This window comes from Micromonospora sp. NPDC005299 (assembly GCF_042872345.1).
In the GTDB taxonomy this organism is placed as follows: Bacteria; Actinomycetota; Actinomycetes; order Mycobacteriales; family Micromonosporaceae; genus Micromonospora.
The window spans coordinates 266,915-292,407 of sequence record NZ_JBIAKG010000008.1 but is presented as its reverse complement, the minus strand read 5'-3'; the positions used below and the strand labels follow the sequence as shown (position 1 = coordinate 292,407).

25 protein-coding genes and 1 pseudogene are annotated in these 25,493 nt (G+C 74.5%); 10 read left to right on the top strand and 16 right to left on the bottom strand.

The genetic code is table 11. From position 1 onward, the window contains the following. Positions 1-55 precede the first annotated feature (55 nt). On the top strand, positions 56-217 hold the full coding sequence (locus ACFYPD_RS23580; protein ID WP_387117241.1) for a hypothetical protein: 162 nt from the start codon (positions 56-58) through the stop codon (positions 215-217). A gap of 17 nt (positions 218-234) precedes the next feature. On the opposite strand, the gene ACFYPD_RS23575 is transcribed toward ACFYPD_RS23580, so the two are convergent. The 5 genes from ACFYPD_RS23575 to ACFYPD_RS23555 are packed head-to-tail and all read right to left on the bottom strand — an operon-like array spanning position 235 to position 6,430. Then, entirely contained in the window at positions 235-960 is a 726-nt protein-coding gene (locus ACFYPD_RS23575) for an FAD:protein FMN transferase (protein ID WP_387117378.1), read from the bottom strand. A 47-nt stretch (positions 961-1,007) separates the two neighbouring features. Further along, the gene (locus ACFYPD_RS23570; protein ID WP_387117238.1) at positions 1,008-1,592 is read right to left on the bottom strand and encodes an FMN-binding protein; all 585 of its coding nucleotides are present in this window, start codon (positions 1,590-1,592) and stop codon (positions 1,008-1,010) included. Between the two features lie 13 nt (positions 1,593-1,605). Next, positions 1,606-3,021, bottom strand: coding sequence for a ferric reductase-like transmembrane domain-containing protein (locus ACFYPD_RS23565; protein ID WP_387117235.1), 1,416 nt, complete (start codon positions 3,019-3,021; stop codon positions 1,606-1,608). Continuing rightward, positions 3,018-4,397, bottom strand: a complete 1,380-nt coding sequence (locus ACFYPD_RS23560) for a DUF1501 domain-containing protein (RefSeq protein ID WP_387117232.1) — start codon at positions 4,395-4,397, stop codon at positions 3,018-3,020. Before ACFYPD_RS23560 ends, ACFYPD_RS23565 begins: the two co-directional genes overlap by 4 nt. An 8-nt stretch (positions 4,398-4,405) precedes the next feature. Further along, complete coding sequence (locus ACFYPD_RS23555) at positions 4,406-6,430, bottom strand: DUF1800 domain-containing protein (protein ID WP_387117229.1); 2,025 nt, start codon at positions 6,428-6,430, stop codon at positions 4,406-4,408. Between the two features lie 452 nt (positions 6,431-6,882). Between ACFYPD_RS23555 and ACFYPD_RS23550 the strand changes: the two genes are divergently transcribed. Next, the gene (locus tag ACFYPD_RS23550) at positions 6,883-7,140 is read left to right on the top strand and encodes a DUF3040 domain-containing protein (RefSeq protein ID WP_151461528.1); all 258 of its coding nucleotides are present in this window, start codon (positions 6,883-6,885) and stop codon (positions 7,138-7,140) included. Between the two features lie 21 nt (positions 7,141-7,161). Here the strand turns inward: ACFYPD_RS23550 and ACFYPD_RS23545 are convergent, their stop codons facing one another. Then, positions 7,162-8,106, bottom strand: a complete 945-nt coding sequence (locus ACFYPD_RS23545; RefSeq protein ID WP_387117226.1) for a hypothetical protein — start codon at positions 8,104-8,106, stop codon at positions 7,162-7,164. Continuing rightward, on the bottom strand, positions 8,103-11,285 hold the full coding sequence (locus tag ACFYPD_RS23540; protein ID WP_387117223.1) for a DEAD/DEAH box helicase: 3,183 nt from the start codon (positions 11,283-11,285) through the stop codon (positions 8,103-8,105). Before ACFYPD_RS23540 ends, ACFYPD_RS23545 begins: the two co-directional genes overlap by 4 nt. 63 nt (positions 11,286-11,348) lie before the next feature. Between ACFYPD_RS23540 and ACFYPD_RS23535 the strand changes: the two genes are divergently transcribed. Then, complete coding sequence (locus ACFYPD_RS23535) at positions 11,349-12,221, top strand: carbohydrate kinase family protein (RefSeq protein WP_387117220.1); 873 nt, start codon at positions 11,349-11,351, stop codon at positions 12,219-12,221. Positions 12,222-12,227: 6 nt separating this feature from the next. Here ACFYPD_RS23535 and ACFYPD_RS23530 read toward each other — a convergent pair whose 3' ends face one another. After that, positions 12,228-12,749, bottom strand: a complete 522-nt coding sequence (locus ACFYPD_RS23530; RefSeq protein WP_387117218.1) for a DinB family protein — start codon at positions 12,747-12,749, stop codon at positions 12,228-12,230. 84 nt (positions 12,750-12,833) lie between these two features. On the opposite strand from ACFYPD_RS23530, the gene ACFYPD_RS23525 reads away from it, so the two are divergent. Then, entirely contained in the window at positions 12,834-13,040 is a 207-nt protein-coding gene (locus tag ACFYPD_RS23525; RefSeq protein WP_387117215.1) for a hypothetical protein, read from the top strand. A gap of 6 nt (positions 13,041-13,046) precedes the next feature. On the opposite strand, the gene ACFYPD_RS23520 is transcribed toward ACFYPD_RS23525, so the two are convergent. After that, a complete protein-coding gene (locus ACFYPD_RS23520; RefSeq protein ID WP_387117212.1) occupies positions 13,047-14,195 on the bottom strand; it encodes a polysaccharide pyruvyl transferase family protein in 1,149 nt (382 codons plus the stop codon). Positions 14,196-14,350: 155 nt separating this feature from the next. Here ACFYPD_RS23520 and ACFYPD_RS23515 point away from each other — a divergent pair, with 155 nt between their 5' ends. After that, positions 14,351-15,670: a hypothetical protein gene (locus tag ACFYPD_RS23515; RefSeq protein WP_387117209.1), complete on the top strand. Its 1,320-nt coding sequence runs from the start codon at positions 14,351-14,353 to the stop codon at positions 15,668-15,670. Positions 15,671-15,732: 62 nt separating this feature from the next. On the opposite strand, the gene ACFYPD_RS23510 is transcribed toward ACFYPD_RS23515, so the two are convergent. Then, positions 15,733-16,317 carry a TetR/AcrR family transcriptional regulator gene (locus tag ACFYPD_RS23510; protein ID WP_387117207.1) on the bottom strand — a complete coding sequence of 195 codons (585 nt, stop codon included), beginning with the start codon at positions 16,315-16,317 and terminating at the stop codon, positions 15,733-15,735. Between the two features lie 91 nt (positions 16,318-16,408). Here ACFYPD_RS23510 and ACFYPD_RS23505 point away from each other — a divergent pair, with 91 nt between their 5' ends. Both ACFYPD_RS23505 and ACFYPD_RS23500 read left to right on the top strand, forming a co-directional pair. Continuing rightward, positions 16,409-16,987 carry a dihydrofolate reductase family protein gene (locus ACFYPD_RS23505; RefSeq protein ID WP_387117204.1) on the top strand — a complete coding sequence of 193 codons (579 nt, stop codon included), beginning with the start codon at positions 16,409-16,411 and terminating at the stop codon, positions 16,985-16,987. 40 nt (positions 16,988-17,027) lie between these two features. Then, on the top strand, positions 17,028-17,963 hold the full coding sequence (locus tag ACFYPD_RS23500) for a phosphotransferase family protein (protein WP_387117201.1): 936 nt from the start codon (positions 17,028-17,030) through the stop codon (positions 17,961-17,963). Between the two features lie 15 nt (positions 17,964-17,978). On the opposite strand, the gene ACFYPD_RS23495 is transcribed toward ACFYPD_RS23500, so the two are convergent. Both ACFYPD_RS23495 and ACFYPD_RS23490 read right to left on the bottom strand, forming a co-directional pair. After that, positions 17,979-18,167 carry a DUF397 domain-containing protein gene (locus ACFYPD_RS23495; protein ID WP_387117198.1) on the bottom strand — a complete coding sequence of 63 codons (189 nt, stop codon included), beginning with the start codon at positions 18,165-18,167 and terminating at the stop codon, positions 17,979-17,981. Continuing rightward, positions 18,158-18,962, bottom strand: a pseudogene (locus tag ACFYPD_RS23490) (helix-turn-helix transcriptional regulator). The gene ACFYPD_RS23495 and the pseudogene ACFYPD_RS23490 overlap by 10 nt, the downstream one beginning before the upstream one ends. Positions 18,963-19,196: 234 nt before the next feature. On the opposite strand from ACFYPD_RS23490, the gene ACFYPD_RS23485 reads away from it, so the two are divergent. Genes ACFYPD_RS23485 through ACFYPD_RS23475 form a run of 3 tightly spaced genes read left to right on the top strand, consistent with a single transcriptional unit; the run spans position 19,197 to position 21,462 of the window. Next, positions 19,197-19,526: a hypothetical protein gene (locus ACFYPD_RS23485; RefSeq protein ID WP_387117195.1), complete on the top strand. Its 330-nt coding sequence runs from the start codon at positions 19,197-19,199 to the stop codon at positions 19,524-19,526. 53 nt (positions 19,527-19,579) lie between these two features. After that, complete coding sequence (locus ACFYPD_RS23480) at positions 19,580-20,083, top strand: SigE family RNA polymerase sigma factor (RefSeq protein ID WP_387117192.1); 504 nt, start codon at positions 19,580-19,582, stop codon at positions 20,081-20,083. Next, on the top strand, positions 20,080-21,462 hold the full coding sequence (locus tag ACFYPD_RS23475) for a hypothetical protein (protein WP_387117189.1): 1,383 nt from the start codon (positions 20,080-20,082) through the stop codon (positions 21,460-21,462). The genes ACFYPD_RS23480 and ACFYPD_RS23475 overlap by 4 nt, the downstream gene beginning before the upstream one ends. On the opposite strand, the gene ACFYPD_RS23470 is transcribed toward ACFYPD_RS23475, so the two are convergent. The 4 genes from ACFYPD_RS23470 to ACFYPD_RS23455 all read right to left on the bottom strand — a co-directional run bounded on the left by ACFYPD_RS23470 (position 21,434) and on the right by ACFYPD_RS23455 (position 25,461). Further along, positions 21,434-22,231, bottom strand: coding sequence for an alpha/beta fold hydrolase (locus tag ACFYPD_RS23470; protein ID WP_387117186.1), 798 nt, complete (start codon positions 22,229-22,231; stop codon positions 21,434-21,436). The two genes, ACFYPD_RS23475 and ACFYPD_RS23470, sit on opposite strands and share 29 nt — an antisense overlap. Positions 22,232-22,294: 63 nt before the next feature. Beyond that, positions 22,295-22,777: a GNAT family N-acetyltransferase gene (locus tag ACFYPD_RS23465; RefSeq protein ID WP_387117183.1), complete on the bottom strand. Its 483-nt coding sequence runs from the start codon at positions 22,775-22,777 to the stop codon at positions 22,295-22,297. A gap of 221 nt (positions 22,778-22,998) precedes the next feature. Beyond that, positions 22,999-24,480 carry an NCS2 family permease gene (locus ACFYPD_RS23460; protein WP_387117180.1) on the bottom strand — a complete coding sequence of 494 codons (1,482 nt, stop codon included), beginning with the start codon at positions 24,478-24,480 and terminating at the stop codon, positions 22,999-23,001. 243 nt (positions 24,481-24,723) lie between these two features. Then, positions 24,724-25,461, bottom strand: a complete 738-nt coding sequence (locus ACFYPD_RS23455) for a Stf0 family sulfotransferase (RefSeq protein ID WP_387117177.1) — start codon at positions 25,459-25,461, stop codon at positions 24,724-24,726. Positions 25,462-25,493 lie beyond the last annotated feature (32 nt).

Sequence of the window (25,493 nt, the reverse complement as noted above, 5' to 3'; positions counted from 1 at the left end):
GTCGCACTCGTTGTGCCTGCTGAGGGGCGCAGGAGCGCCGGAGCGGGGGTGGAGGATGTCCGAGGACGACGCGGCCCGCCACAGCGGCGGCACCGAGCCACCGCGGCACCGGCGCCGCCCGTACCGCTGGGCCTTCACCCGCCCGTGGGGCACCCGGCCCCGCGGCTCGCGCCCCCGCGGCTCCCGCCCCGCCACCACCCACCGCCCGCTCCGCTGACCCCCCGTCGCGCCCCGTCAGGTGCTCATCGGGAGGGTGCGGGAGTGCAGGAGGCGGGCGTCGTCCGTCACCACGGCGTGTCGCCAGGGGGCGGGCAGGCGGTCCAGCCAGCCGATGCCGGGCTCGCCCATGGCGACGGCGGCGGTGGCGTAGGCGTCGGCGACGCCGAGGTCGGGGCCGACCACGGTGACCGAGCGCAGGCCGACGGCCGGGGCGCCCCGGCGCGGGTCGACGACGTGGTGGCCGCGCTCGTAGACCCCGGAGGTGGCGACCGCCAGGTCGGTGCCGGTCAGCACGAGGCAGGTGGCGGCCGGGTCCCAGGGGTGCCGGACACCGATCCGCCACGGGCCGCCGGTGGCCGCGTGGCCGCGTACCCGGACGTCGCCGCCGGCGTTCAGGCAGTGGTTCGGGGCGCCGGCCTCGACCAGCCGGTCCGAGGCCACCTGCGCCGCCCAGCCCTTGACGTAGCCCGACGGGTCCAGCCGCCCGGTGGCGTACGCGTCGAAGAAGCCGTCGGTGCCGGTCCACAGGTCGGCGCAGCGCTCCAGCACCGTCCGCAGGTCGGCCGACGCCTCGGCCAGCGGCAGCTCGCCCCGGTCCAGGCGGCACACCTCGCTGTCCGCCCGGTAGGTGCTGAACCGCGCGTCCACCTCGCGCAGCCAGGCGAAGGTGCGCTCGACCAGCTCGTGCAGGGTGGCGGCGGGCAGGTCGTCGGCCAGGTCGAGGCTGATCGCCGTACCCATGATCTGCTCGACCCGGCGCAGGCCGGGCCGGGCCGCGGCGGCCACGCTCACGCCTTGTCCAGCGCGGCCTGGAGCGACTGCTTGTAGGCGGTGCTGGTGTAGGTGGCCCCCGAGACGGTGTTCAGGTTGGCGCTCTGCTTGGCGACCACCTCGCCCGAGCTGCCGCTGTAGCGGGCCTGCACGTCGTCGGCGCGCAGGCCCTCCTGCCCGCCGACCGGCATGTCGAGGCCGGTGGCGTCGACGATCCGGCTGCCGCTCAGGGTGATCTGCACCCGCAGGGAGCCGTAGCGGTAGGCGACCGTCGGGCCGGTGACGGTGCGGGTGGTGACCTTCGGCGCCCTCGTGGTGGTCCGCGGCGCGGCGGTGGTGGCCCGGGCGGTGGTGCCGCCGCGGCTGCCGGGGGTGCGGCTGGCGGTCGCCCTGGCAGTCGGCTTCGCCGACGCGCTCGGCCGGGTCGAGGGGGTGCCGCCGCCCGGGGTCGGCTCGGGTGCCGCCGAGCCGCCGGGGGCGACCGGGGCCTCGGCGACCGGCCGGTCCTGGGCGGCCTGGCCGGTTCCGGGGGCGCCCTTGAGCACCACCAGCGCGGTGGTGCCGGCGGCCAGGCCGGTGATCGCGAGGAGCGCGCGACGCATGGGCGGGGCCTCTCTACAGCTCGAAGGTGGCGAGGTGGATCTGCCGGCGCGGCACCCCGGCCCGGCGCAGCACCCGCACGGCCTCCTCGACCAGGCCGCCCGGGCCGCACAGGTAGACGTCGCGTCGGGTCAGATCGGGCACCAGCCGGCGCAGCCCCTCCGGGCTCATCACCTGACGGGGGCCGGGGTCGTCGCGGGAGCCGACCACGTACCAGACCGAGGTGTGCCGGGCCTGGGCGAGCCAGTCCAGCTCGTTGTGCAGCAGCACGTCGGCCGGGGTGCGGGCGCGGTAGATCAGGGCCGCCCCGGGCGGCAGCTCCTCCAGCATGGCCCGCAGCGGGCCGATGCCGCTGCCGCCGGCGATCAACAGGGCCCGTTCCCGGGTCCGGTGCGCCGCCGTGAAGGTGCCGGACGGCCCCTCCGCCCAGACCCGGGTGCCCGGGGTGAGATCCCGCAGGTCGGCGGTGTGCCGGCCGACGACCTTCACGGTGAGCCGCAGCCAGCGGCCGTTGCCGGCCGCGGAGAGCGAGAACGGGTGCGACTGCCACCAGCAGCCGGGGCTGAGGAAGCGCCAGCGGAAGTACTGGCCGCCGAGCAGGTCGATCTGGTTGAGCCGGTGCCCGGTCAGGTAGATCGAGACGGTGTCCGGGCTCTCCGCCACCACGTCGGCGACGCGCAGCCGGTGCCGCAGGTTGAAGCGCAGCGGCGCGATCAGCCGCCCCCACACCAGCGCGGCCACCACCAGCAGGTACGCGGCGATCCAGCCGGTGCGCACCGGGCCCGGCTCGTAGAGCTGGGCGCCGTTGCTGAACTGGTGCCCGTAGCCGAGCAGCAGGGCGAGGTAGCTGGTCAGGTGCAGGTGGTACCAGAGTTCGTAGGGCAGCCGCCGGCGGACGCCCCGGATCGCGGTGCAGCCGACCGCCACCATGATGCCGGTCGCCACGAAGGCGGAGACCATGTCCTCGTAGTGGGTCAGCAGGGCGCCGACCTGGCCGAGGATCGAGTTGCGCTCCAGCCGGGCGTAGCCGACCACCAGCAGCGCCAGGTGGGCGAGGACCGCCACCAGCAGGGTGGCGCCGAGGTCCCGGTGCACCCGGGACAGCCGCTCGCCGCCCAGCCAGCGCTCCAGCACGCCGAGCCGGCTCATCATCAGCACCTGGACCAGCAGCAGGTAGCCGGCGACCAGGCCGGTGATCCGGCCGGCCGCGGTGAGCACGTGGGTGGTGTCCGCCAGCGAGCCGGGCGGGGTGGCGAGCCACCAGGGCAGGACCGCGGCGACCAGGCCGAGCCAGAAGGCGGCGGCCAGGGCCCGCCGCCCACCGGGCCCGCGACGCGGCCGACCCGGGGGTACGGGGGCAGCCGGACGACCGCCGTACGGGGCGGATGCCCCGCTGCGGCGGCCGACGGCCCAGGTGTCCTGATACGTCACGCGTACAGCTTCACGGGGGTGTACTTCTGCCGGGGGAAGACCTTGTCCACCTGCGCGGTCGTGAGTCCGAACCGTCCCTGCGCGACCGACCCGTAGACGTTGAACATGTTGTTGTACTCGGGTACGTCTCCGCTGTCCAGATCGTTCAACCCGTTCCAGGTGCCGAGGAGCGAGCCGGCGAGCTTGCGCCCGGACAGGATGGTGACCACCCCGCCGTGCCCGTGGTCGGTGCCGCCCTGGTTCGAGGCGACCCGCCGGCCGAACTCGCTGGACACCATGACCGTCACGTCGGCGGCCCGGTCGCCGAGGTCGGTGAAGAACGCCGCCATCGCGTTGGCCAGCTCGTTGAGCCGGCGCCAGAGCTGGCCGCCCTCGCGGGTGCCCTGGTTCTCGTGGGTGTCGTAGCCGCCCATGCCGACCGTCGCCACCCGGACGTTCGCCCCGCCCTTGATGAGCTGGGCGAGCTGCTGGAAGGCGTACCCGACGCCCTCGTACTTCACCCCGGCGGCGGCCGCGTACGGCTTCGCGGCGAGCTTCTGCGCGGTGGTCAGCGCACCCATGCCCTCGATCACCGCCTCCTCCACCGGGTGGTTGATCCCGGTGAAGAGGCCACGGATCGCCTTCTCGGTCGCGGCGCGGTACCGGTCGTCGCCGTTGAGCCGCAGCTCCCCGACGTTGTTGAGGGAGATCGCGCCGTTCACGCCGACCAGCGAGCGCGGCAGCGTGCTGCCGATGCCGACGCTGCGGAAGGCGGTGCCCTTGCCGAGGGTGTCGACCAGGCTGTCCAGCCAGCCCCGGCCGCCGGTCTCACCGGGCAGGCCGCCCAGGTTGCAGGCGTCGGCGGCCTGGAAGTGGCTGCGGGACAGCCGCGGGTCGGAGACCGCCGGCACGAAGCCGAGCTGGCCGGCCTTGAGCCACTGCTCCAGTGGGGCGAACGCGCTGGTCAGCTTGAAGCCACGGCCGAGGGCCAGCGAGTCGTTGCCGAGCAGCAGGTCGGGGCGGGTCTTGCTGAGCACCGGGTCGTCGGCCGGGGCGACCAGGCTCAGCCCGTCCAGCCCGCCGTAGAGGAAGACGTGGATCAGGGTGCCGGTCTTCGTCGCCGCGAAGGACGCCGAGGTGGTGACGAACTGAGCGGTGGCCAGGGCGGTCGCGGTGGCCGCGGCGCCGGCCACGAAGGTACGCCGGGTGACGCCCCGGCCGTCCTGCTGGGCCTCCTCCAGCTCCTCCAGCCGGCGGTACCGGTCCGCCTCGGCGGCGTTCTCGGCCGCGACGATGTCCGCCTCCGCGCGCAGCAGCGCCTCGGCCGGGTTGTCGGCCAGCCGCCGCAGGTCGGGGCATTCGGGGTGCAGGGGGTACGGGTTCACGGTCATCTCCATCGAATGCCTCACCGGAGGTGGTGCTGGGGGGACGCGAGGATCGTCCGCGCGACCGCGGCGATGGCCCCGTTGAAGGTGGCGTCGACCTTGGTGCCGGCCGACACCCCGGCGACGCCGAGCACGAGGGCCTTCTCCTTGGCGCTCAGCTTCTGGTGCACGAGCCGCTGGGCCAGCGCGTCCACGTACGCCCCGGCGGCCGCCGGCGGCTTCGCCACCAGCTTCTCCGGCCGGACATAGGTGAACTGCTTGCGGTAGGCGGCGATCAGGTCGCCGGCCTCGTTCCAGCCGTCGACCATGGTGCCGGCGGAGGTCCAGGCCACGTAGACGTCGGCGTAGCCGTCCGGGGTGGGCTTGCCCATCGGGTACTGGCCCAGCTCGCGCAGCTTGTCCTGGATCTGCCGCAGCCCCTGGGCGAACGGGGTGCGCCGCTTGTCGCCGTCGAAGCCCGCGGACGCCTCCGGCCCGACGCCCAGCGACCGGTAGGTGGCGACCAGGTACTCCATCGGGCGGCGGACCTTCTGCCCGACCGAGGCCCAGAACTCCGAGGAGCTGAACAGCGTGGCCAGCACCGGCCGGATCTGCCCCTTGTTGGTCGTGTACGCCTTGGCCAGCCGGTCGACCAGGGACTTCGGCGGGGTGTCCGAGACGAACCGGGTGGCGAGGCTGCTTGCCACGTACCGCGCGGTCGACGCGTGCAGCGCGATGTAGGTGATGTACTGGTCGATCACCTTGTCGGCGACCTTCGGGTCGGCCGAGTTGTTCGCGTGGCTGAACCCGAGGATCTTCACCTTGCCGAGGTAGTGCCGCTCCGGGAAGAACCGGTACCTGCCGTCGGCGACACCCCGCCCGGTCTGCAGCATGGCGGCCTGGCGGACGTCCTTCTCGGTGTAGCCGCCGTCGACGCCGACCGAGTAGAGCTCCAGGTTCTCCCGAGCCAGGTTCTCGTTGACCGCGTCCTTGCGCGAGTCGGTCTGGTTCAGGTAGATGAGCAGCGCCGGATGCTTGTTGGCGGCCACCAGCATCTCGGGGTAGCTGCCCAGCGCGTGCTTGCGGATGACGTCCTGGTCGAAGGAGTTGCGGTAGATCTCGCCGCCGTCGAAGTCGGCGGCCACGTGCAGGAAGTCGTTCCAGAAGTCGACCATCACTTCGAAGAGCTGGCGGTCCGACCAGATCTGCCGGGCGATGGTGGCGTCCACCGTCTCCCGCTCCGGCTGGGCGCCCCGCTCGTTGAGCTGGTCCCGCTGGTCGCGCAGCTGGGTCGGGGTCAGTTTGAGGGTGGGCAGCTCGGCCAGCTTCAACTCGGCCTTCGTCGGCACGATCTTCTCCGGCTGGAGCTGCTGGCGCAGCCAGTCGTCGATGCCGAGCCGCTTGATGTCGGCGAGCACCTTCGGCGTCGCGCCGAACGTGGTCCGGCTGGCCAGGTGGCGGATCGGGTCCTTGGCGAGCACCGTCTTGACGGTCACCTGCGTGGCCGCCGCGGCGGCCGCCGGGCTGGCGAAGACGCGGCCACCGGACGGGGCGTTGCGCTTGAGCGCCGCGCCGGCCCGGGAGCCCATGTAGCTCTCGTTCTGCTCCGTGTAGGTGCGCACCGTGCTGGGCTGCTGGCCGCTCGGGCGGGCGGCGGTGCCGTCGGTGACCACCGTGCCGGTCGCGTCGCCGGCCACCGGGGCGTCGGAGAACAGACCCCGGATCTGCGGCGACAGGAGGGCGGCGCCACCGGCGACCACCGCGGCGCCGCCGAGCGCGGCGAGGGCCCGCCGCCGGCCGCGGCGCGGCTCGCCGTCGTCGTCCAGGTTGGGCAGTCCCGGACCGGGCGGCGGGGCGTACCCGCCGGGCTGCTGGGGGTAGCCACCGGCGAAGCCGTCGGGCCCGACCCACTGCGGGCCGGCCGCCGGAGGCGCCTGCGTGGCGTAGCCGCCGGGACCGGCGTACGGCATGGCGTTGTCGCGGTACCCGTCCGGATGGGGGTGCTGGTATCCGTCCCAGCCGCGGTCGTCCCGGGGTCGACGCGGTGGCACGTTCAGGTCGGCCATGTAGCTTCCCGTTTTCTTCGAGCGCCGGCACGCCTGCCACCCAGGGGGTGGGCGGAGGGGCGGCGACGGTTGCCGGAGGAGTTGCTACGGGAAAGTAGCCACGCGCCTCCGGGTGCTCAAGGCACGCCGACGGCGACCGTGAGGGCACTTAAGACGGTGCTCAGGCCGCCTGCCCGGCGGCTGGTGCGAACGTCCCGGCCCCGCGGCGTCCGGAGCAGGGCCGACCCGGGCGGTCCCCGCCCGGACGTGACGTTTCCGCCCGTCGCGACGCTGCAGGAGGCGTTCAACCGCTGAGGGAAACTTAAGGCACGGATAAGCCTGTGCTGAGGTCGCCGACCGGTGCGTCCGAGCCTGTCCGACCCCGCCGAAAGTAGCGGTGGGAGCAGCGCGTGACCCGCCTCCGTTTCGGGTATGCCGCCGAACCGCTGAAGCCGTGAGGGGAAGGCACCGCCATGCTCAGCAAAGAGGATCAGCGCAGGTTCGAACAGATCACCCGCCAGCTGCGGGAAAGTGACCCGCAGTTCTTCGCCCGGCTCGACCACCGGGCCCGGGGCCGCCGAGGCCGGTACCTGATGCTGTTGACGATCGTGCTGTGGGCCTCGCTGCCGGCGATGACCGTACTGGCCGGGCGGCTGGCCGGCGCGATCTGCGCCGTGGTGCTGGTCGCCAACGCCGGCCTCATGTGGCGGTTCCGCCGACGCTGGCTATGACCGCGGCGCCGCCGGCGACGGTCAGCCCGGGTCGCCCGACCCGGCCTCACCGCGACCGAACTCCCGGTACGCCCGGCGGAGCCGCTCGACGAGGCCCGGGCCGCCGATCGCGGCCCCCGGCGGGCCGAGCTGGCGCAGCAGCAGCTCCGGTCCGGTGGCCAGGGTGGGCGGCCGGTCCGGCAACGCCACCGGGGACACCCAGAACCGGTCGACCTCGTCGTCCGGCGGGATCGCCGGCAGCCCCACCAGCACCCGTCCCGCGCCGGCCACGGGCGGCGCCGGCACGGAGTCCGCGTCCGCCGGCGCGACCGGCCCGTCCGGGGCCGTCGCCGGGCCGGCCGGTGCGCCGCCGGGGGTGGCGGCGCCGCGCAGCGTACGCAGCCGGTCGAGCAGCTCGCCCCGGGACCGCCCACGCCAGTGCAGGAGCTGGAACGGATCGGCGTCGAACGCCTCCGCGAGCAGGTAGAAGGTCGCCGCGAGGTGCTTGCACGGCACCGCGAAGTCGGGGCAGCCGCAGTGCTGGCCCAGCTCGCCGACGGTGGCCGGGAAGAGCGGCGCGCCCGCCGCGGCGAACAGTTCCTCCAGCTCCGCCGGCAGGTCACCGGCGAGCAGCCGGGCGCTGAAGAACGCCTGCCCGGCCAGCTCCGCCTCGATCCGCTCCCACACCCCGTCCGGGTACGTGGCCAGCCCGATCCGCACCGGGTAGGGATCCGGCCGGGACCCCTGCACGGTGGCGGTGACCAGCCCGGGGGCGACGTCCAGCCGGAGCACCTGCCCCCGGCGCGCGTACGCCCGGCCCCGGGTGAGCCGGGTGCCGAGCGCGAAGGACTCCAGCACCTCCAGGAAGCGGCGGGACCACCAGGAGCGCCCGATCGCGCCCTTCGTGCTGCGCGCCTTCAGCCCGCCCTCCACCCGCCGGGGCGGCCCGAACTCGGCGAAGCGCGATCCTCCGTCCGGTGTGGTCACTCGACCACCGCCCCGGACTCCAGCGCGAACAGCTCGCGCAGGGTGTCGGTGGACAGCTCGGTGACCCACTGCTCGCCGCTGCCCACCACCCGCTGGGCCAGGCTCCGCTTGTCGGCGATCATGGCGGCGACCTTCTCCTCCACCGTGCCGGCGCAGACGAACTTGCGGACCTGCACCCGGCGGCGCTGGCCGATCCGGAACGCCCGGTCGGTGGCCTGGTCCTCGACGGCCGGGTTCCACCAGCGGTCCACGTGCACCACGTGGTTCGCCGCGGTCAGGGTGAGCCCGGTGCCGCCGGCCTTGAGGGAGAGCACGAAGAGCGGCGGGCCCGCGGCGGACTGGAAGCGGGTCACCATGGCGTCCCTCTCCGCCTTGCCCACCCCGCCGTGCAGGAGCAGCACCTCCCGACCAGTACGCGCCGACAGGTGGCCGCGCAGCATCCCGCCGAACTCGGCGTACTGGGTGAAGAGCAGGGCCTTCTCCCCCGCCGCCAGCACCTCGTCGACGATCTCCTCCAGCCGTTCCAGCTTGCCGGAGCGCCCGGGCAGGGCGGAGCCGTCGTGCAGCAGCTGGGCGGGGTGGTTGCAGACCTGCTTGAGCCGGGTCATGGTGGCCAGCACCAGCCCGCGGCGTTCGATGCCGTCGCTGGACTCGATCTTCGCCATCATGTCGTCGACCACCGCCCGGTAGAGCGCCGCCTGCTCGGCGGTGAGGTTGCAGACCACCTCCATCTCCAGCTTCTCGGGCAGGTCGGTGATGATCGACGGGTCGGTCTTGAGCCGGCGGAGCACGAACGGGCCGGTGATCCGGCGCAACCGCTCGGCCACCTCGGCGTCGCCGTGCCGCTCGATCGGCTCGGCGAACGTCTTCTTGAAGGTGGCGGCCGGTCCGAGCAGGCCCGGGTTGGCGAACTGCATGATGGACCAGAGGTCGGCGAGCCGGTTCTCCACCGGCGTGCCGGTGACCGCGACCCGGTGCCGCGCGGGCAGCGACCGCACCGCCTCGGCCTGCCGGGTGGAGGCGTTCTTGATCGCCTGCGCCTCGTCCACCACCACCCGGTGCCAGTCGATCCCGGCCAGCTCGTACGCGTCCCGCGCGGCCACCGAGTAGGTGGTCAGCACCAGGTCGGCGGCGTGCACGGCGGCGGCGAACGCCTCGCCGCGGGCCCGTTCGGCGCCGTGGTGCACGTGGATCCGCAGCTCCGGGGCGAACGTCGCCGCCTCCCGCTGCCAGTTGCCGACCAGCGACATCGGACAGACCAGCAGCGTGGGCCCGGCCGCCGGCGGGTCCCCGGCGAGCAGCGCGAGCAGCTGCACGGTCTTGCCCAGCCCCATGTCGTCGGCGAGGATCCCGCCCAGCCCGAGGGACTGGAGGAAGGCCAGCCAGGCCAGCCCCCGCCGCTGGTACGGCCGCAGCGTCCCGACGAACCCGGGCGGCGGGTCGGCCGGGGTGAGCCGCCGCTCCGCCTCCCCGGCCAGCAGCTCGCCCAGCGCGCCGTCGGCGGCCACCTCCAGCACCGGCAGCTCGCCGGGCCGGTCGGCCCCGGCCAGCCCCATCCGCAGCAGGTCGGCCACGGTCAGCTCGCCCGAGGAGCGGAGCAGCCGCAGCCCGGCTTCGAGCCGCTGCGGGTCCAGCTCGACCCAGCGGCCGCGCAGCCGGACCAGCGGCGACTTCAGCTCGGCCAGGGAGGCCAGCTCCTCGGCGGTCAGCGGCTGGTCGCCGAGGGCCACCTCCCAGCGGTAGTCGACCAGGGCGTCCATCCCGAGCCCCCCGGCGGCGACGGCCACCGTGCCGGGCGCGGTCCGACTGCGCGCCCGCAGCCGCGCGCCGAGACGGGAGGAGGAGCGCCGCCACCAGGAGGGCAGCAGCACCCCGAAGCCCGCCCCGTGCAGCACCGGCGCCCCCTCCCGGAGGAACCGGTGCGCGCCGTCGGCGTCCAGCTCCATCCCCTCCGGGGCGGCGGTGCGCAGTGCGGCGTCCAGCTCGGGCCAGAGCCGGCTGGCCCGGCCCAGCTCGGCCAGCAGGGTCTCCTGCGGGTCGACGCCACGGGCGGCGAGCGCAGGCGCCGGCCGCTGCCAGATGTGCGCCGCGTCGACCACGAGCCCCGGCTCGTCGGTCGGGTGCAGGCCGAACTCGACCCGCCAGACGTCGCCCTCGACCAGTTCGGCCACCGGGTCGGCGGCCGGCTCGACCAGGCGGAACGCGGCCCGCACCGGGCCGCCGGCGGCGTCGCGCTGCCAGGCGTCCAGCTCGGCCCGCAGGGTGTCCAGGGCGGCCGGCTCGGCGGCGAAGGCACGCTCCGGGCCGGTGAGCGCGGCCAGCCAGGGCGGCACGGGCCCGCCCGGGCGCATGCCCCGGGGCAGCCGGGTGTCGGCGAGAGCGGCCCGGGCGGCGGCGTCGACCAGCGCATCCAGCACCTCGGCCACCAGCTCCCCCGGCTCGGCCCCGCCCACCGCGATCACGGCTCCCCCCGCGACCGGGCGCCACTCGCGGGCGGCGCGGGCGGCCGGGGGCAGGGCGAGGGCCAGCGAGCGGGCCCAGGCCGCGTCCGTGCCGGTGAGCAGCGGACGCCAGAGGGCCCACGCGGTCACCACGTCCGAGTCGTCGACCGCGCGCAGGCCCCGCCGGCCGTCCTCGGCACGGATCGCGTCCTCGGCCGGGGCCGTGCCTGGCCCGGATCGCCGCTCGTCCGGGCCGGAGGCGGTGGTGTCGGGGGCTGCGTCCGAGACCCCGGGCAGCACCCGGCCGCGGGTCACCAGGTCGGCGGCGAAGTCGGCCAGCTCGGCCAGGTGGCGCAGGCTCGCCCCGGCCACCGCCTCCCCCGGTTCGAGCGCCCGGAGCAGGGCGAACGCGGCGTCCGGGGCGTACACCAGGGCGGGGGCGCGCCAGCCGGCGCGGGTGACCGGGCCGCGGACCGGTTCCCCGACGGTGGTCCGGACCAGCTCGGGTGAGTCCAGCGGCGAGCTGGCCCGGGTGGGCAGGTCGAGCAGCACGGAGGCCGGCACGCCCGGCGGGCCGCCGAGCGCCGCGGCCAGGGCGGCGTGGTCGGCGGCGAAGGGGTGCGGCCGCTCGCGCGGGGCGCGGCCCGACCGGCGGGGCGCGCGGGCCGGCAGGGTGCTGTCCTCGGCCCAGACGGCCAGCCCACGGCCGGACAGCCACAACCCGTGGATGACCCGCACGCACTCCCCCTCGACGACGCCCGGGGCCAGGATAGGCGGCCGGTGCGGACTACTGTCGGCGCCATGGTCGATCTGCTCGTGATCGGCGGGTTGGGCGTGGACATCCGCGCCCAGGTGCCCGCCCTGCCGCTGCCGGCCGCCGACTCGCTGGCGGTGCCCCCGATCGAGCTGCGGGTCGGCAACACGGGGGCCGGGGTGGCGCTGGCCGCGCACGCCCTCGGCCTGCGGGTGGCGCTGGTCGACGTGCTCGGCGCCGACCCGGCCGGTGACGTGGTCCGGGCGGCGCTGGCCCGCACCTCGGTACGTGCCGTGCTGGCCGACGCGCCGGCCGGCACCCGCCGCTCGGTGAACATGGTCGACCCGGCCGGCCGCCGGATGTCCCTCTACGACCCGCGCCCGTGGTCCGGCCCGGCGCCGTTCGCCGAGGCGCAGCTGGCCGGGCTGGTACGCGGGGCGGCACACGTGCACGTGTCGATCATGGACTGGGCCCGGGCCGTCCTGCCCACCCTGCGGGCCGCCCTCGGCGCCGGTGTGTCTCTCTCCACCGACCTGCACGACTGGGACGGCGAGAACGACTACCACCGGCCCTTCGCCGACGCGGCCGACCTGGTCTTCGTCAGCGACGTCCGGCTGGGCGACCGGGTCGGGAAGGTGGCGGCCGGGCTGGCGCGGCGGACGGTGCTGGTGACCGGTGGCGCGGCCGGCGCGACCCTGCACGGCCCGGACACGCCGCCGGTCCACGTGCCGGCCACCACCCCGCCGGCGGCCGTGGTCGACACCAACGGCGCGGGCGACGCGTTCGCCGCCGGCCTGATCGCCGCCCGGCTGCGCGGCGCCACCCCGCTCGACGCGGCCCGCTACGCCGCCCGGGTGGCCGCGGCCGCCTGCACCCACGACGGCATGGAGTATCCGGCCGGCCTGCTGCCCCGGGACTGAGCCCGGTCAGATCGCCCCCGTCTCGCCGTCGGTCAGCTCCCGCAGGATGTCGGCGTGCCCGGCGTGCCGGGCGGTCTCCTCGACGAGGTGCACCAGCACCCAGCGCAGCGACACCTCGCCGAGCTGCGGGTGCGGCACCACGTGGTCGAGGTCGAACCGGGCGGCGACGGCCCGGGAGCGGGCGCAGGCGGCCCGGTAGGCGGCGGCCAGCCCGTCGACGGTCTCGCCCGGGTCGAGCGTGAAGCTGGCCTCGGCCTCCGCCTCGCTGGTGAGGTAGACGTCGCCGGGCTCGGGGGCGAACAGACAGGGCAGCCAGTTCCGCTCCACCAGGGCGAGGTGTTTGAGCAGCCCGGCGAGGGTGGTGCGGGAGGGCACCAGGCGGCGGGCGGCCTCGGCGTCGGAGAGGCCGCGTGCCTTGCGCAGCACCGTGTCCCGGTGGAAGTCGAGAAACGATTCGAGGATGGCCCGTTCGTCGCCCGTGCGGGCGAGGACCGGACCGAGGGTGGGGTCGATCGTTGGTTCCGCCATCCCCGGACCCTAATCGCCGGGACCGGCGGCCCGCTGCCCCCGCATCCCGCTGCGCAGCGGCGATCCCCGGGGCAGGATGGGCGCATGGCATCCACGGTGCAGATCCCCCTGATGGGCGGCACGGCCGACGGCGAGACCGTCACCGTCGAGCTGGACAGCAACGGACGCCCGCCGCTGACCCACCACCACGTCGGGCCGGAGGGACTGGCGCACGCCCAGATCTACGAGCTGCAGTCGGACGACCAGCACGACCGCGGGTGGGTCTACACGTTTCGGGGGCCGGCGGCCTGACGTCGCTCAGGCCGTGACCCTGGTCTGCGTCCGCGACCGGATGCTCTCCAGCACACCACGGGTGACCTGGGAGGTGCCCCGCGCCTGCTCGCACACGGCGGCCACCCGCCGGGCGGTCTCGTCGGCCCGCGCGTCGCGCTCGTCCCACAACCGGTCCACCTCGGCCAGCAGCGGGCCCTCCACCTCACGCTCCACGCCGCGCAGCGCCGGCACCCCGAGCCGCTGGGCCAGGTCGAAGACCTTTCCGGCGTACGGCAGGGGCAGGAACGGGGTGCCCATCATGGCCGCGAAGATCAGGAAATGCAGGCGCATGCCGACCGCGAGGTCGAAGTGCTTCATGAGGCCGAGCACCTGCCGGGGCGAGTAGTCGTTGTGCAGGATCCGGCCCCGCTCGGCGGCGATCATGTGCGACATCACGCCGTGCGAGTGCCGGATGTCGTCGCGTTCCATCGGCACGAAGAGCACGTACGCGTCGATCCGGTGCACCAGGAAGTCACTGATCTGGGCGAGCAGGCGGTGGTAGCCGTCGACGTCGAGGCGTTCCGCCGCCCGGCCCGGTTCGCGGACGCTCAGCCCGACCAGCTGCTTGCCGGCCGGCACGCCCTCCTCGCGAAGCCAGCTCTCCGGGAACTCCTCCGGCGTGAGCAGGAACGCCGGGTCGGCGGTGACGGTGATGGGGTTCAGCAGCCCGGCCTCCTCCAGCACCATCCGGGACTCCTGGTCGCGCACGGTCACCTCGGTGGCCTGGCCCAGGGTCTCCCGCACCATCACGCTGTCCACCGCGTCGCCGAGGGGGCCCACCCCGACCGCGTAGGTGAGCAGCGGCAGGCCGCGCTCCTGGGCCACCCGGACCACCCGCAGGTAGCGCCGGGCCTCCTTGTCGTAAAGGATCCCGCCGCCGCCGAGCACGAGCAGGTCGAGTTGGGCCAGGACCGCCGCCGAGTCGACCCGGCTGACGCCCTCCCAGGGCACCGCCTCCACGTCCGGGTGCTCCAGTGCGGTGTGCGCCGGGTTCCGGGAGAAGACGATGATCCGGGCGTTCGGCTCCTGCTGCCGCAGGTCGGCCAGGAGGCCGGTGAGGATTGCTTCGTCGCCGAGGTTGCGACCGCCGTACGAGCCGAGCACACCGATGGTCAGTCCGGCGCCATCCGTCATCGTCGCTCCTCCCCAGGTGCGTCCCGGCCCGCGTTCCCCGCGGGCTGGGGTACATGCCTGCGGCGGCCCCTGCCGAAACCGGACAGCCGGTCGGGAAGTTCTCCGCTAGCGTTTGCGCCCGCGGTGGAGGGTTCGCGGCGGGACAGGAGGGCGAGATGGCAAGGCTGTCAGCCCCCAAGCTGCGTAACGCGCGACTCTGGTTGCTGCTGGTGGGTGTCCGCAGTCGGTGGCAGTTGCGGCTCGCGCTGGCCCGGAACCGGTGGACCTGGTACGCGGCCCTGGTCAGTTTCCTGCTCGGCCTGCTGGGGCTGGTGTCGACTCCGCTCGGATCGGTGCCGGCGTTGCTGGCCGGGTTGGCCGGGGTGCTGCTGTCCGTGATCCTGCTGGCACCGGAATGGGCGGCCCTGCGCCGGGGCAGCGTGGCGCTCGTGCGGAGCCGAACGACACCCACACCGCCCGTGGTGGCCCCGGCCGGCCTGGTCCGGCTTCCCACCGACCGGAGCGAGGTGGCGTGGTGCCGGCCCGACGTGGACGAGGCCCTGCACGACGCCCCCGCGGGCTATTTCTGGACGGCCGACCGCCACGTGTTGCCGAAGCGGGTGGCCGCCCACACCGGAGCGATCCTGGCCGCCCGGGTCCGCCGCGGCACGATGTTCAACGGGCGGCTGATCCGCCAGAACGACGAATTGACGCCGCAACTGCTTCGGACCGGCAAGGTCCGGTTGAGCGGCACCGACTACTACTCCCTGATCTGCTCCAACTACCTCTTCGGGTGGCGGGTGGTGGACCGCCGGACCGGCACGGTCCACCTGGACGGCAGCCGGCTGCCCTACGCGGAGGACGGGCGGCTGTTGACACTCTCCGAGAGCAGGCTGGCGAACGTCATCGGGGTGTCCACGCTCGCGGTGACCACTGACCGGAAGCTCGTGCTGTGCTGGCAGCAGCCCAAGGCCACGGTGAGCGGCGGTGGGCTCGCCGCGCCGGCGGGCTCGGGCTCGGTGGATCTGACCGATGTGCACGACCGACCCCCGGAGGAATCCTTCGTCGAGTTCCTGGCCGCCGCCATGCGCCGGGAGCTGATGGAGGAGAGCCATCTCGCCCCGCACCAGCTCGGCCGGACCTCGGTGCTGGGTTACTTCCGGTGGCTCAACCGGGGCGCCAAGCCGGAGTACGTGGGCCTGACCATGCTCGCCGTCTCCTCGGACGATCTCCACGACACCGACGTGCGGCTGGTGGAGACGCCGTACGTCCAGCGCCTGACCGTCGACTGCCAGATAGACCTGGAACGGCTCCGCCGTGACCCGGACTCCCTGGACTGCCTGCCGGAGGACGTGGCGGCCGGCGCTTCGATGCCCCTCTACATGGGTCTACGGGCCCTCGGTGCGGCGCTGCGCCGGGACGACGAGCGGGTCCGGCACCTGCGCGGGCCCTCGGCCGGGTCCCAGACCGCCGGGTCCTCCCGCGACGCCGGGTAGCTCGGACTCCTCGCCGGTCGGCCGTCGGCCCGGGACCCTGCGGCAGCCTGCCCGGACTCGGCTCAGCTCCGGCGCCCGGCCTCGCCGACCAGACGGGAGACCAGGGCGGAGACCACCTGGTCGACGTCGAACCCGGCGTCGATCGAGGTGGTGAGCAGGTCGAGCAGGAGCCCGTCGACCGCATAGTGCAGCAGGGCGATCTCGAAGGCGCCGCCGGGCAGCCCGGCCGCGACGTGGAAGGCGACGTCGTCGGCGTACCCCCGGCGCAGCACGTCGCCGAGCGCGGCCCGCAGCTCGGGCCGGCGGGAGGCCTCCAGCCGCAGTTCGAACAGGGCCCGGATGAGGTCGGGCTCGCGGGTGGTGCGCTCGACGATGTAGCGCAGGTAGTCGGTGACCAGCGCGAGCGAGGGCTCGCGCCCGCCGAGGTCGGCCAGCACCGCCGGGTCGGGCGCCATCCGGTCGAAGATCCGTTCGGCCAGCGCGGCGAGCAGCGCCGCCCGGGACGGGAAGTAGTTGGAGGCGGTGCCGGTGGGCACGCCCGCCTCGGCGTCCACCGCCCGGTGGGTCAGCCCCCGCGCCCCGGCGGCGGCGAGGACCCGCAACCCGGCGTCGGCGAGCAGGGTACGGCGTTCCGGATTCCTGGCCATGGCAGCACCCTAGCAATAACCACGACAGGTGTTGTACATTCTCATCCGACCACGACAGCCGTCGTGGTTGATCCCGGACATCGGAGTCGGTTTGCGCAAGCTCGTGTACTACGTCGCCAGCACCCTCGACGGCTTCATCGCCGCCCCCGACGGGTCCTACGACTTCTTCCCGCTGGAGCCCGACGTGGCGGCCCACCTGACCGCCGAGTGGCCCCAGACCTTCCCCACGTTCGCCCACGCCCAGCTCGGCATCGCCTCGCCGCCGGCCGGCCGCTTCGACGCCGTGCTCATGGGCCGGGCCACCTACGACCCGGCGCTGAAGCTCGGCGTCGCCAGCCCCTACGCGCACCTCAAGCAGTACGTCTTCAGCCGCTCGCTGCCCCCGTCGGACGACCCGCAGGTCGAGATCGTCGCCGGCGACCCCGTGGCCTTCGTCCGCGAGCTGAAGGAGCAGCCCGGCAGCGACATCTGGCTCTGCGGCGGTGGGCAGCTCGCCGGGCAACTCCTCGACGAGGTCGACGAGCTGGTGGTCAAGCTCAACCCGGTCGTGGCCGGCAGCGGCATCCCGCTGGCCGACCGGGGATTCACGCCGACCCGGTTCACCCTGGCCGGGGCCCGGTCGTTCGACACCGGCGTGGTGGTGCTCCGCTACACCGCCGGGGCGCGGTAATCGGTTGCCGCGGCCGGGCGGCGTCGCGCACGGTGGGGCGGTGACCAGCCTGACGAAGAGCCGGATCCGCTGGGCCGACCTGCCCGGGCCGGTCCGCGCCGCGGTCGAGGAGATCCTCGGCGACCGGGTGGTGGCGGCGGAGTCGCAGCACGGCGGCTTCTCCCCCGGCACCGCCGACCGGGTGCGCACCGCCGGTGGCGGGCGGGCCTTCGTCAAGGCGGTCAGTCCGGCCCAGAACGACCGCAGCCCCACGCTGCACCGGGCGGAGGCGCGGATCGCCGCCGCGCTGCCGCCGGCCGCGCCGGCGCCCCGGCTGCTCGGCAGCCACGACGACGGCGACTGGATCGCGCTGGTCTTCACCGACGTCGAGGGCCGCCACCCGGTCACTCCGTGGGACGCCGGCGAGCTGGCCGCCGTGCTGTCCACCCTGGAGGCGATGGCCGCGGTGCTCACCCCGGCCCCCGCCGCGGTGGTCACCACCGCGACCGAGCAACTCGGGTACGACTTCGGCGGCTGGCGGCGGCTCGCCGACGACCCGACCGCCGACCTTGACCCGTGGGCCCGGGCCCGGCTGCCCGAGCTGTGCGCGGCCGCCGACCGGGGGCTGGCCGCGCTGACCGGCGACACCCTCTGCCATCTCGACATCCGGGCCGACAACCTGCTGATCGGCCCGGACGGCACGGTCACCGTGGTCGACTGGCCGTGGGCGTGCCGCGGGCCGGCCTGGCTGGACAGCCTGCTGGTCCTGGTCAACGTGCAGGTGTACGGCGCTCACGACCCGGGGCCGCTGCTGGCCGCCCTGCCGCTCGCCACCGAGGTGGACCCGGCCGACCTGACCGGGGTGCTGGCCGGGTTCACCGGCTTCTTCCTGGACGGCGCCCGCCAGCCGCCCCCGCCCGGCATCCCCACGGTCCGGGCGTTCCAGCGGTTGCAGGGCGACGCGCTGCTCCCCTGGCTCGCCCGCCGGCTGGGCTGAGAATCCGGGGCGGCGTCAGGCCCGCTTCGCGAAGGCCACGAAGGCGCGCCAGGTCCGCGGAGTGAAGGTGAGCACGGCACCGGCCGGGTCCTTGCTGTCCCGCACGCCGACCACGCCGGGCAGATTGTCGGCCACCTCGACGCAGGCGCCACCGTTCGATCCCGAGCGGGTCGACTTACGCCACCGGGCACCGGTCAGATCCATGATCGCGCCACCTCCTTGATGAGGTCGAGGGACTGTCGGCGGGACAGGGCTTCTCCCCGGACCGCCTCCCAGTGCCGATGCAAGCTGGCAATGTCCTCGGTCCGGTGCATCACCTGCGCGCGGATCTGCTGGTCGAGATACGCGACCACCGAGCCATCGCTCAGGCTGGCGAGGATGAAGCCGCCCTGCAACGCAGGGTAGAGCCCGGCTTCCTCCGGCACCACCAGGATCTGCACGTGTGGCAGCTCGGCCATCTTCACCAGATGGGCGAGTTGCTGACCCATGAGCGTCGCGTGCCCCCGGAGGGGGCGACGGAGCACCATGACGTCGAGGACGGCGACGAGCGGGCACGGGTCCTCCTCCCGGGTGAGGATCGCCTGCCGTCCGAGCCGGGAACCGACCCGCTGCTCGATCTTCTCGGCACTCAGCATGCTGTCCGCCAGCGTCATCCGTGCGTATGCCTCGGTTTGGAGGATGCCCGGAACGTAGGCCGGCTCGTACCAGCGAAACAGGTTGGCCGCCCGTTCGTCGTCGATCCATGGGCGCATCCATGGTGGGGCTCCCTGGACGAGCGAGGCGTGGCGGAGCAGTCGGCCGAACATTCCGCCCGTGCTCAGCGCCTGGTCCATCGCGGCCAGATAGTCAGCCTTCGGCGCGCGCTGCCCCGTCTCCGCGCCGGACACATGGGACGCCGAGTAATTGATCAGTTTTGGCCAGATCCTCCTGGCTCAGTCCGGCCTGGAGGCGGGCCTGGCGCAGCTCACCGGCAATGAAGTCCCACCATGACCCGCCCATGCTCTCCCCTGTCTCCACCCAGTTCCGCGCACGGCTTCCCACGCTCTCCCGCGCCCGGCTCCGGCCCTGCTCAGCGAGCACCCAGAGCGACCGAAACCCTTCCGAGGGTAGTGCCGTCCTCAACAGACTGTCACCGGTGGGCCGCCTCCCGTCCGGCCCGCCACCGGGGCCGCCCCCGAGTCCCCCGATGTCGGGGGCGGCCCCACCCCGGATCCCGTGACAAGGAAGGTCGTGATGAGCGGCGCGAAGCTTCCCGTACCCCGGCTCGGGCCGCATCCGGACCGGCCGCGCGCCTATCCGCCGGACCGGCCGCCGCACCTGCCGCTGCGCCCGCTCTGGCTCTGCCGGGCCTGCGGGTCGCCGTGGCCGTGCGCCCAGGCCCGGCTGCTGCTCAAGGTCGAGTACGCCGATCAGCCGGTCGACCTGGCCGTCTACCTGTCCGGGCTCTACCACGAGGCGACCCACGACCTGTTCCGGCTCAACCCGCACGACGGGCCCACGCCGCGCGAGCTGTTCGAGCGGTTCGTGGCGTGGGGGCCGTACCGGCGGGGCGTGGTCGAATGACCGCCTCAACCATCGGCCGGGTGGGCGGCGTTCGTAGAGGCGAGGGGGTGGGCATGTCGGAGACGTTCCACGAGTTCGTGGTGCAGCGGTCGCCCGCGCTGTCGCGGACCGCGTACCTGCTGACCGGCGACCACCAGCACGCCGAGGACCTGTTGCAGAGCGCGCTGGCCCGGACGTACCGGCACTGGCGGCGGATCCGCGACGGGGACCCGGAGGCGTACGTGCGCCGGGTCATGTACCACCAGCAGGTCTCGTGGTGGCGCCGGCGGCGGATCGCGGAACGGCTGGACGCGACGCCGGTCGAGCGGGGCGCCGGCGACCACAGCGAGGACACCGCGCTGCGGCTCAGCGTGGTGGCCGCGCTGCGCCGGCTCACCGCCCGGCAGCGGGCCGTGGTGGTGCTCCGCTACTACGAGGACCTGACCGAGGCGCAGGTGGCCGAGGTGCTCGGCTGCTCGGTGGGCACGGTGAAGCGGCACGGGCACGACGCCGTGCGCCGGCTCCGCGTCCTCGTCCCCGACCTGTGGGAGCCGACGCCGGAGAGGAGCGGGCGATGAGCGTACGGCTGCGGGAGGCCCTGCGGGAGGCGGCGGCCGAGGTGCCCGCGTACCCGGTGCACGACCGGGCGGTGCGGACCGCGCGGCGCACCCGCTGGCGGATGGCGGCGGCGGTCGCGGCGGTGCTGGTGCTGGCGGCGCTCGTGCCGCTGGCGGTACGCGGTGGCGAGCGGCCGGCGATCGCGCCGGCGGGCGTGGACGGTCCCGCGCTGCCCGACCGGATCGGGTTGCCGGGGTTCGGCACGCTGCGCGCGACCGACCGGCCCCGGCTCGGGCCGGCGTCGGTCGTGTTCAGCGGGCAGGCGCGCGGGCTCACCGGGCTGCTCGACGAGGACGGCACCGTCGGCATCGTCGGCGCCGACGCGGACCGCTACCGGACCTGGAAGGTCGGCCACGAGGCGCCGGCCGGTGAGCAGGTGCTGCTCTCCCCCGACGGGCGGCGGATCGCCGTGCCGGCCGGCTCGTCCGAGCACCCCGGGATCGACCTGGTCGATCTGGTGGACGGGACGGTCCGGCGGCTGCCCAGCCCCAGGCAGGGCAGCACGCTGACCGAGCCGGCCGGCTGGACGCCGGACGGGACCGCGCTGGTGGTCCGGGACACCACGCCGACCAACCCGGAGGGCAGCGCCTACGCCAACACGCTCAGCCTGGTGCGGCTCGACACCGGCCGCGCGGTACGCCTGCTCGAGACCGAGCAACTGCCGGTGTTCGGCGCCCCGGTCGCGTTCACGGCCGACGGGTCCCGGCTGGCCTACCAGGTCGGTGACAAGGTGCTCGTGGCCGGCGTGGAGGGGCAGAGCATCACCGCGTTCTCGCTGCCGCCGGAGAGCGGGCTGGCCGGCAAGGGGGCCTGGCTGCCGGACGGGACGCTGGCGCTGGTCAGCCACGATCCGGGCAGCGACCGGTGGCGGCTGCGGCGGGTCGACACGACCGGGAAGGACCTCGGCGTGCCGGCGCTGCCCGCCGTCGCGGGGGTCACCACGATCCGGCTGCTCGGCTGGCAGGCGGACGGGACCGCGGTGGTGGTGGCGTACCGGCCCGAACCGAACTCCCCGACCTCCGCCGAGGGTCCGCTGGAGATGGACCAGCGGACCGTGTACGGGAACGTGCGGACGGTCCGGGTGCTGGGCCTGGCGCCGGGGGCCGCCGCGCCGACCACGCTGCTCACCGCCCCGGACCAGGTGCTCGCCATCGACGTGGCGGACGCGGTGGTGCACGCCGGCCGGGTCCGGGCGGCGGATCCACCGGCGGGACCGGGTGGCCGGTTCTGGTGGGCGGCCGGGGCCGTGGCGCTGGTGGTCGGCGGCCTGCTGGCCCGGCGGCTGCTCCGGCGGAGGCGTGCGCGCCGGATCACTCGGGGGCGCGCACCGCGTGGGTGAGGAAGGGCAGCACCGCCGCGGGCAGGGCGGGTGAGCCGACGATGTCGTAGTGGGTCAGCCCGGGCAGCACGGCCAGCCGGGACGCCGGCCGGCCGGTGCCGTCTCCGCCGGCGTCCCGGTGGCCGCCGCCGAGCAGCCCGAAGAACTCGGCCACGTGGCGGACCGGGATCGAGTCGGCGTCGGCGAAGACCAGCAGCACCGGCATCGGCACGGCGGCCACCTCGGCCGACCAGTCGTACTCGCGGCGCAGCAGGTCACCGGTCTTCGCCCAGAGCGTCGGCCAGTCCTGGGGGCGGGGCGCGACGCGCTCGTAGAGCTGGTGCGGCGGAGCGCCGCGCATCTGCTCGGCGACCCGCTCGTCCTGGGCGGCCATCGCGGTCAACACCTCCGGGTACCAGCCCTGCCGCCGGAAGGGCGTGGAGACCAGCACCAGGCGGCGGACCAGGGCCGGGTGCTGGATCGCGGCGCGCAGGGCCACCCCGCCGCCGAGCGAGTAGCCCAGCACGTCGGCCGGCGGCAGGTCGAGGTGCCGCAGCAGGGCGGCGATGTCGTCGGCCATCGACTCGTAGCGCAGCGGCCGGTCCACGTCGGCGGTGCGGCCGTGGCCCTGGAGGTCGACCGCGACGACCTGCCGGCGCGCGGCGAGGTCGGGCAGGATCGGGGCGAACATCTCCGTCGACCCGTACCCGCCGTGCAGCAGGACCAGTGGCCGGCCGGTGCCGTGGATCTCGTACCAGAGCCGCACCCCGTTGACGTCCGCGTAGCTCACGCCCGTTCAACGACGACCGGGCCGGCGGCGGGTCGCCCCGCCGCCGGCCCGGTCGGTTCCGGGTTACTCGGCGACGTACCGGTGCAGCAGCCCCTCGTCACTGTCGACGGTGCCGTCCCGGCGCAGGCCGGCCTTCTCCAGCACCCGCACGGACGCCACGTTGGCCGGGTCGACGGTGGCGAACACCTGCGTCACCCCGGGCAGGGTGCGGGCATGGGCCACCAGGGCGCGGACCGCCTCGGTGACGTAGCCCCGGCAGCGCCGGGACTCGACGACGCCGTAGCCGAACTCGATCGCACCGTCGGTGGGCGGCCACTTCAGCCCGATGCCGCCCACGGTGAGGCCGGTCTCCCGCTCGATGATGAGCCGGTGGCCGTGCGGCCGGTCTGGGTGGCCGGCGATGATTCCGGCGATCACCCGTTCGCCGTCGGCCGGGAAGTCCGGCGCCCAGTGCGGGCGCCGCTCGCCGGCGACGACGGCGGCGGCCTCCTCGGCGGGCCAGGGGCGGAGCACGAGACGGTCGGTGGTCAGGTCAAGATTGGACAACGCGATTCTCCAAGGTCGTGGAGTGACCCGGGTCGCGGTCGATCAGCGCGCGCGACCCGGAAAAAGGCATGGCAGGGGAAGCTCATGGCGATCCATGGCCTCATCCCCCTGCGCCCACGACGGTCGCGTGTCCGCGCCCCGGCACTCTAACCCAAGATCCGGATACGCCACGCCCCCGTTGCCTCGGGCCAACGGGCAACGGGGGCGCGGCGCACGACCGGTCAGCTGACGCCGGTGACGGCCTTGACCAGGTTGATGCCGAAGTAGACCACGAACGCGGCGGCCACCGCCCACATCAGCGGATGGATCTGCCGGGCCTTGCCCTGGGCCACCCGGATCGCCACCCAGCTCACGAAGCCGGCGCCGATGCCGTTGGTGATCGAGTAGGTGAACGGCATGAGCGTCATGGTCAGGAACGCCGGGACGGCGACGCCCACGTCGGTGAAGTCGATGTCCTTGACCTGGCGGATCATCAGCGCGCCGACCACCACCAGCGCCGGACCGGCGGCCTCGCTCGGCACCAGCGACACCAGCGGGGTGAGCAGCAGCGCACCGAGGAAGAGCACGCCGGTGACCACGCTGGTCAGGCCGGTCCGCCCGCCGTCCGCGATGCCCGAGGACGACTCGACGTACGTGGTGGCCGACGACGCGCTGCCGGCGCCGCCGGCGACCGCGGCGACGCCGTCGACGAAGAGCACCTTGCCGAGGCGCGGCATGTCGGTGCCGTCCTCGGTGGTCAGGTTGGCCTGCTTGGCCAGGCCGACCGTGGTGCCCATGACGTCGAAGAAGTCGGCCAGCACCAGGGTGAAGACCAGCAGCAGCGCGGTCACCAGGCCGACGTGGGCGAACGCGCCGAACGACACGTTGCCGACCAGGTGCAGGTCGGGCGTCTGGAACAGCGGGTCCGGCAGGGTCGGCACGTTGAGCCGCCACCCGTCCGGGTTGGGCTTGCCGTCCACGAGAGCCGCGCCGGGCTTGGCGAACGCGTTGACGACGACCGCGACCGCCGTGGTGGCGACGATGCCGATCAGGACGCCGGCCTTCACCTTGCGGGCGACCAGGATGCCGGTGACCAGCAGGCCGACCAGGAAGACGACCGTCGGCCAGCCGTGCAGCGTGCCGTTGCTGCCCGAACCGAGCTGCAGCGGCACGCCGGTGCCGGCCCGGACCAGACCGCCGTCGACGAAGCCGATCAGCGCGATGAACAGGCCGATGCCGGCCGCGATGGCCGCCTTCAACTCGGCCGGGATGGCCCGGAAGACGGCCTTCCGGAAGCCGGTCAACACCAGCACAGTGATGATCAGACCCTCGACCACGACCAGGCCCATGGCCTCGGCCCAGCTCATCTGGGACGCGACGGCGTACGCCACGAAGGCGTTCAGCCCGAGGCCGGTGGCCACCGCGAACGGCACCCGGCCGACGACGCCCATCATGATCGTCATGACCGCCGCGACCAGGGCGGTGACCCCGGCGACCGGCGCGATGCCGAGCAGATTGCCGTCCTTGTCCGGCGCGGTGCCGATGATCAGCGGGTTGAGCACGACGATGTACGCCATCGTGGCGAAGGTGGTGAGCCCGGCGAGCACCTCGCGCCTGACGGTCGAGCCCCGCCGGGTGATCTCGAAGAAGCGGTCGAGGCGGCTCTGCCCGGCGGGTTCCGCCGGCTCGACTGGGGCAGCAGGATCCTGCGTAGACACGCTCATGGCGCGGCCTTACTCCGTTCCGGGTTGGCCCAGCCGGTCGCGCCGGCCGGGCGGTGGGGGTGCAGCCGTCCCGGTGCGGTTGGCCCGGAGAACGTCGGGACGGCTGGGCTCCACGGATCCCGTGAAGCACTACGAAGCCGCGCCCCGGGTCCGGGGAAGCGACTTCGCGAGGCCCACCTTAACCGCCGGGTAACGCCAGATGACCTGCCCCTACACGGGAGCCCGGCGCGGAGGTGGGCAAGGTCACGTCCGGGACCGGTGCCGGGCGATCCAGTCGGCGTTGAGCGCGTCGGCCTGCCGCACGTGCCGGGGCCGGACCGGCACGGCCGCCGACGGCAGCCCGAGAGCGTCGAGTACGCCCCGGGTCACCCCGGCCGGGTCCGCCGCCAGGTCCTCGTAACACACCCGGTGCGGGGTGATCCCGTGCCGGGCGAACCAGGCGTCCCAGGCCCCCTGGTGCTCCGTGATGGTGCGCAGCAGATCGTCGATGCCGTGCGGGTCGTAGCGCGGCTCACCGGTCGGCAGGCCGGACGCGTCGACCGCGTCCGGGTCGGTTTCGGTCCACCGGCCGGTCTGCTCGGCGCGCAGCCAGGAGACGGCCTGCGCGAGCACGTCGGCGCGGCGCAGGTGCACGAACGCCGTCCGGCCGAACGCCCGGCGCAGCAGGGCGTCGTCCTCACCGGCCAGCTCCGGGTGCTCGGCGGCCAGCCCCTCGACCAGCCGGTCCAGCGTGCCCCACATGACCTTCGCCCCGAACACGCCGTTGCCGGTCCGGCCGGCCGTCAGGGCCGCGCGGACGTAGTCGCCGTAGCGCCACGTCCCAGCCGGCAGGCCCCACCGGCGGGCCCAGAGCGGCTCGTCCGGCACCCGGAAGTACGCCTCCGGCCGGCCGGCCACGCCGGTCGAGGCCAGCAGGCCGCAGAGCAGCGAGCTGCCCGTCCGAGGCACCGCGCAGATGAAGTACGTGTCGACGCCGGTCACTCCCCCAGCCAATCCGGGCGGCCCGCTTCGGG

Excerpts from the sequence above, each read along its gene's own strand:
- ACFYPD_RS23580 (WP_387117241.1), top strand. The coding sequence starts at position 56 with ATGTCCGAGGACGACGCGGCCCGCCACAGCGGCGGCACCGAGCCACCG.
- ACFYPD_RS23575 (WP_387117378.1), bottom strand. The coding sequence starts at position 960 with ATGGGTACGGCGATCAGCCTCGACCTGGCCGACGACCTGCCCGCCGCC.
- ACFYPD_RS23570 (WP_387117238.1), bottom strand. The coding sequence starts at position 1,592 with ATGCGTCGCGCGCTCCTCGCGATCACCGGCCTGGCCGCCGGCACCACC.
- ACFYPD_RS23560 (WP_387117232.1), bottom strand. The coding sequence starts at position 4,397 with ATGGAGATGACCGTGAACCCGTACCCCCTGCACCCCGAATGCCCCGAC.
- ACFYPD_RS23555 (WP_387117229.1), bottom strand. The coding sequence starts at position 6,430 with ATGGCCGACCTGAACGTGCCACCGCGTCGACCCCGGGACGACCGCGGC.
- ACFYPD_RS23550 (WP_151461528.1), top strand. The coding sequence starts at position 6,883 with ATGCTCAGCAAAGAGGATCAGCGCAGGTTCGAACAGATCACCCGCCAG.
- ACFYPD_RS23535 (WP_387117220.1), top strand. The coding sequence starts at position 11,349 with ATGGTCGATCTGCTCGTGATCGGCGGGTTGGGCGTGGACATCCGCGCC.
- ACFYPD_RS23530 (WP_387117218.1), bottom strand. The coding sequence starts at position 12,749 with ATGGCGGAACCAACGATCGACCCCACCCTCGGTCCGGTCCTCGCCCGC.
- ACFYPD_RS23525 (WP_387117215.1), top strand. The coding sequence starts at position 12,834 with ATGGCATCCACGGTGCAGATCCCCCTGATGGGCGGCACGGCCGACGGC.
- ACFYPD_RS23520 (WP_387117212.1), bottom strand. The coding sequence starts at position 14,195 with ATGACGGATGGCGCCGGACTGACCATCGGTGTGCTCGGCTCGTACGGC.
- ACFYPD_RS23515 (WP_387117209.1), top strand. The coding sequence starts at position 14,351 with ATGGCAAGGCTGTCAGCCCCCAAGCTGCGTAACGCGCGACTCTGGTTG.
- ACFYPD_RS23510 (WP_387117207.1), bottom strand. The coding sequence starts at position 16,317 with ATGGCCAGGAATCCGGAACGCCGTACCCTGCTCGCCGACGCCGGGTTG.
- ACFYPD_RS23495 (WP_387117198.1), bottom strand. The coding sequence starts at position 18,167 with ATGGATCTGACCGGTGCCCGGTGGCGTAAGTCGACCCGCTCGGGATCG.
- ACFYPD_RS23485 (WP_387117195.1), top strand. The coding sequence starts at position 19,197 with ATGAGCGGCGCGAAGCTTCCCGTACCCCGGCTCGGGCCGCATCCGGAC.
- ACFYPD_RS23480 (WP_387117192.1), top strand. The coding sequence starts at position 19,580 with ATGTCGGAGACGTTCCACGAGTTCGTGGTGCAGCGGTCGCCCGCGCTG.
- ACFYPD_RS23475 (WP_387117189.1), top strand. The coding sequence starts at position 20,080 with ATGAGCGTACGGCTGCGGGAGGCCCTGCGGGAGGCGGCGGCCGAGGTG.
- ACFYPD_RS23460 (WP_387117180.1), bottom strand. The coding sequence starts at position 24,480 with ATGAGCGTGTCTACGCAGGATCCTGCTGCCCCAGTCGAGCCGGCGGAA.